Here is a 3,906-nt window from a genome sequence, read left to right on the forward strand (position 1 = left end):
TGCCGCTGGGCGGGCTTTGGCAGGATGTCCACGATCTTGAGGGGCTTGACCTTTATGCGCGCCGCAACCGGGCCCACGGTTTCGTTGGAGAGATGATCCTGCATCCCACCAATGTTGAGGTGGTCAACCGCGCCTACACCCCGTCGGCCGAAGAGATCCGCTATTTCAAGGGCATGATCGAGACCTATGAAGCATCGGCGGCGCAGGGCGTGGGTGCGGTGATTTATGACGGCGACCACATTGATCTTGCCCATGTTCAGACCGCCCGTGCCGTTGTCGCCCTGGCTGAAGGCACCGGCGAAACGGACTGATCCTGCCGCCAACGATACAAACAAGAGAGAAGAGGAGCACGCGATGCAAAGCACCGTATCCGGAAAGTACTACGAAGAACTTGAGCCTGGCATGGTTTTCCATCACGCGATCACCCGCACCGTGACGGAAACCGACAACCTGCTGTTCTCGGCGCTCACCTACAACTCACAGCCGCTGCATCTGGATGACGAGTTCTGCAAGAACACCGTCTACGGGCAGCGCCTGGTCAACAGTATCTTCACGCTGGGCCTTGTGGTGGGTGTGGGGGTCAGCGACCTGACGCTGGGGACAACCCTTGGCAATCTGGGTTTCGACGAGATCACATTTCCCAAGCCGGTCTTCATTGGCGACACGCTGCGCTCGGAGACCGAGATCACCGACCGGCGGGAATCACAGAAAAAGCCCGACCGTGGGATCGTTCATTTCGAGACGCGCGGCTTCAACCAGCGCGACGAGATGGTGGTAAAGGTGCACCGCGTTGGCCTGATGATGAAGCGTCCGGTCCCGGCCTGACGCAGGCACGCGGGGGAGGGGATGCGACAGAGCACTGAGGGGAGGATCGGATGAAATGGATATCCTTGGCTGACCGGGCGGTTGGCAAGCTGGAGCGGCTTTTGATCATTGGGGCCAGCCTGTGCTTGTTGTCCATGATGCTGGTTGTCGCGGTTGACGTGGGGATGCGCTATATTTTTCACGCGCCGTTGAGTTGGAGCTATGATCTGGTCGCCAACTTCCTGATGGTGGGGGCCGCTTTACTCGCCGTGTCGGAAACCTTCCGGCGGGGTGGGCATGTGGCAGTGAACCTGTTCCGCGCCCGGATGCGCCGCAAGGTGCGGCGGTGGGTGGATGCGGCGAGCGCGCTCATGATTATCCCGGTTCTGTTGGCCATGGTGGTGACCGGTTGGCAATCCACCGTTCGGGCCGTGGTGCGGGACGAAACCATCCCCGGTGTCGTCGCCTGGCCGATGTGGGCCAGTTATATCCTTGTGCCACTGGGGATCGGGCTTCTTTTGCTGCGCATGATCATCCATTTTGCCGATCTGTTGAGCGGCGGAGAGGGTCATGTGCCTGACGCCGTTGACCTCCACGCAGACCCATCCGAGCCTGCTGCCGACTCGCAACCCGAGGGAGACGCGCGATGATTGCGACTTTAGGGAGCCTCCTTCTGGTTCTGTTGCTTGCGATGGGGATGCCCGTGGCCTTTGCAATGGCGGTCGCGGGTGTGGCCGGGCTTTTCGCCGTGGGCGGGCTCGATCTGGTGATGGGGATGGTGAAGTCGTCCACCATCTCGTCGGTCAATTCCTACGAGCTTATCACCATTCCGATGTTCATCCTGATGGCCGAGTTCATCATCATCTCGCGCATCGCCGACGAATTGTTTGACGCCACCGTGGTTTGGGTCGGGCGGGTTCCGGGCGGGCTGGGGGTGGCGGTTGTTCTGGCGGGCGCCATGTTCGGGGCGATTTCGGGGTCGAGCACCGCATCGGCGGCAACGCTGTCATCCACCGCGATTCCGGCGATGATGCGGCAGGGTTATTCGCTGCGTACGGCCGGGGCGCTGGTGGCGATCACCGGCACGCTGGCGATCCTGATACCGCCCTCTATTGCGCTGGTGCTCTATGCGATCATCGCCGATGTCAGCGTTGGCAAGCTGCTGATCGCGGGTATGGTGCCGGGTATTCTGGCGGTGCTGGCGCTGGTCGGGCTGACCGTTACCATGTCGCTGCTTCGGCCAAAGGCTGTGCCGGCCGGGCGCCCTTATCGCTGGTCCGAGAAGGTATCCGTGCTGCGGGTGACGCTGCCGATGCTGATCCTTTTCGGCGCGGTCACCGGTGTTCTTTATGCCGGTGTCGCGACGCCCACCGAAGCCTCGGCGATGGGGGCCTTCGCCGCATTGTTGCTGGGCCTGGTGCAGCGACGGCTCTCGCTGCGCAACGCCGGTCGGGCGTTGGTCAACGCCGCGCGGGTCAGTTGCATGATCGCCTTTATCATCCTCGGTGCGCATATCTTCGGTTACTTCTTCACCCTCACCCAAACCACCACGGCCATTGCCAACTGGGTCGGCGCGCTGGACGTTTCCAGCTATGTGATCTTGCTGGTGATCTTGGTGATCTACCTGATCCTCGGCTGTTTTCTCGACCAGATTGCGATCCTGATCCTCACCGTTCCGGTGATGCTGCCGGTGGTGGTGGCGCTGGGCTTCGATCCGATCTGGTTTGGGGTGATGGTGGTGATGGTGGCCGAGGTGGGAATGATCACGCCGCCGCTGGGCCTCAACGTCTTTGTTGTGGCGCGCTATACCGGACAGCCGGTGCATGAGATCTTCGCAGGCATCCTGCCGTTTTTCCTGTGCATGCTGGGCATGGTGCTGCTGCTTGGCCTGATGCCGGAGATTGTCCTCTGGTTGCCCAACCAGATGTCAAACTGATCCCACCGGGCAAATGGGGTCCGGCCCTCCGGGGCCGGGGCCGCAAGGAAAGGAGAACGCCATGACCGACACCGCCGCTTCCGCCGCACCCGCGTCGCAATCCGGGCCTGCCCCGGCCTGGCAGCCGCTCGCCGGGGTGCGCGTTGTCGATTTTTCGGCGCTTTTGCCGGGGCCGCTGGCCGGGGCGATCCTTGCCGATCTCGGTGCCGAGGTGATCAAGGTTGAGCCTCTTGCCGGGGAGGGCGTGCGCCACCGCGAGGTGCTGGCGCCAATTCTCCACGCCGCCAACCGGAGCAAGACCAGCCTCGCGATCGACCTGAAACATGATGGCGCCGCGGCGGTGGTGGAGCAGCTGGCCCGCTGGGGTGACATAGCGCTTGAGAGCTTTCGCCCCGGCGTTGCCGCACGGCTCGGGATCGACCATGCCAGCCTGTCGGCGGTGAACCCGCAGATCATCAGCTGTTCGGTTTCGGGCTATGGCCAGAACGGCCCGTGGCGCGATGCTCCGGGGCATGACCTGAACTTCCTTGCCGCTGGCGGGGCCTTTGCCTTTTCAGGCCACTGGACGGGCCGTCCGCGCCGGTCGGGGCTGCCGGTGGCCGATCTTCTGGGCGCGGGGAACGCTACCATCGCGATCCTTGCTGCGCTCAATGAGAGCCGGAGTACCGGGCGCGGCATGATGCTTGATGTGGCGCTGATGGATGCGGTGCTGTTTGGCGTTTCGATGCGCCACGGGCTTGATGGCGATGGCGGCACCGGAGAGTCCCCCTATCCGACAAACGATCTTTTCGCCACCGCCGACGGGCGCGAGATTGCGCTGGGTGTCGGCACTGAAGAGCATCTTTGGCAGAGGTTTCGCGACGTTATGGGGGCTGACATGCCGATGATCCTGGAAAGCCGTTTTGACACGGACGCGGGCCGCCGTGCCCATGGGGACGCGCTGTTTGCCGCGCTGAGTGAAACCTTCCTACGGCGCGATGCGGCTGACTGGATGGCACAGTTCGAGGCGGCCGGTGTGCCCGCGAACCTGTGCCTCTTTCCCGCCGAGGCGGTGGTGAGCGATCATGTCCGCGCCCGTGGCTTTGTGCGCGACGTGGCGGGGCATCACCTTTCGGCCTTTCCGGCCTCGGCAGATGGGCGCCAGCCTCAGATCCGCGCACCGGCAC

Annotated in this window: 4 protein-coding genes and 1 pseudogene; all 5 read left to right on the forward strand. The window is 63.2% G+C overall.

Going from position 1 to position 3,906, the window contains the following annotated elements:
• Positions 1-311: pseudogene (locus P1U55_RS15020) on the forward strand (CoA ester lyase); the annotation flags it as partial.
• A gap of 43 nt (positions 312-354) precedes the next feature.
• A complete protein-coding gene (locus P1U55_RS15025) occupies positions 355-825 on the forward strand; it encodes a MaoC family dehydratase (protein ID WP_301048443.1) in 471 nt (156 codons plus the stop codon).
• Positions 826-875: 50 nt separating this feature from the next.
• Positions 876-1,454 carry a TRAP transporter small permease gene (locus P1U55_RS15030; protein WP_301048444.1) on the forward strand — a complete coding sequence of 193 codons (579 nt, stop codon included), beginning with the start codon at positions 876-878 and terminating at the stop codon, positions 1,452-1,454.
• On the forward strand, positions 1,451-2,740 hold the full coding sequence (locus P1U55_RS15035) for a TRAP transporter large permease (protein ID WP_301048446.1): 1,290 nt from the start codon (positions 1,451-1,453) through the stop codon (positions 2,738-2,740). Before P1U55_RS15030 ends, P1U55_RS15035 begins: the two co-directional genes overlap by 4 nt.
• 61 nt (positions 2,741-2,801) lie before the next feature.
• Positions 2,802-3,906: CoA transferase (locus P1U55_RS15040; protein ID WP_301048447.1), on the forward strand; the 1,105-nt coding region annotated here is incomplete at its 3' end.

Origin of the sequence: Vannielia sp., from assembly GCF_029212645.1 — a bacterium.
In the GTDB taxonomy this organism is placed as follows: Bacteria; Pseudomonadota; Alphaproteobacteria; order Rhodobacterales; family Rhodobacteraceae; genus Vannielia.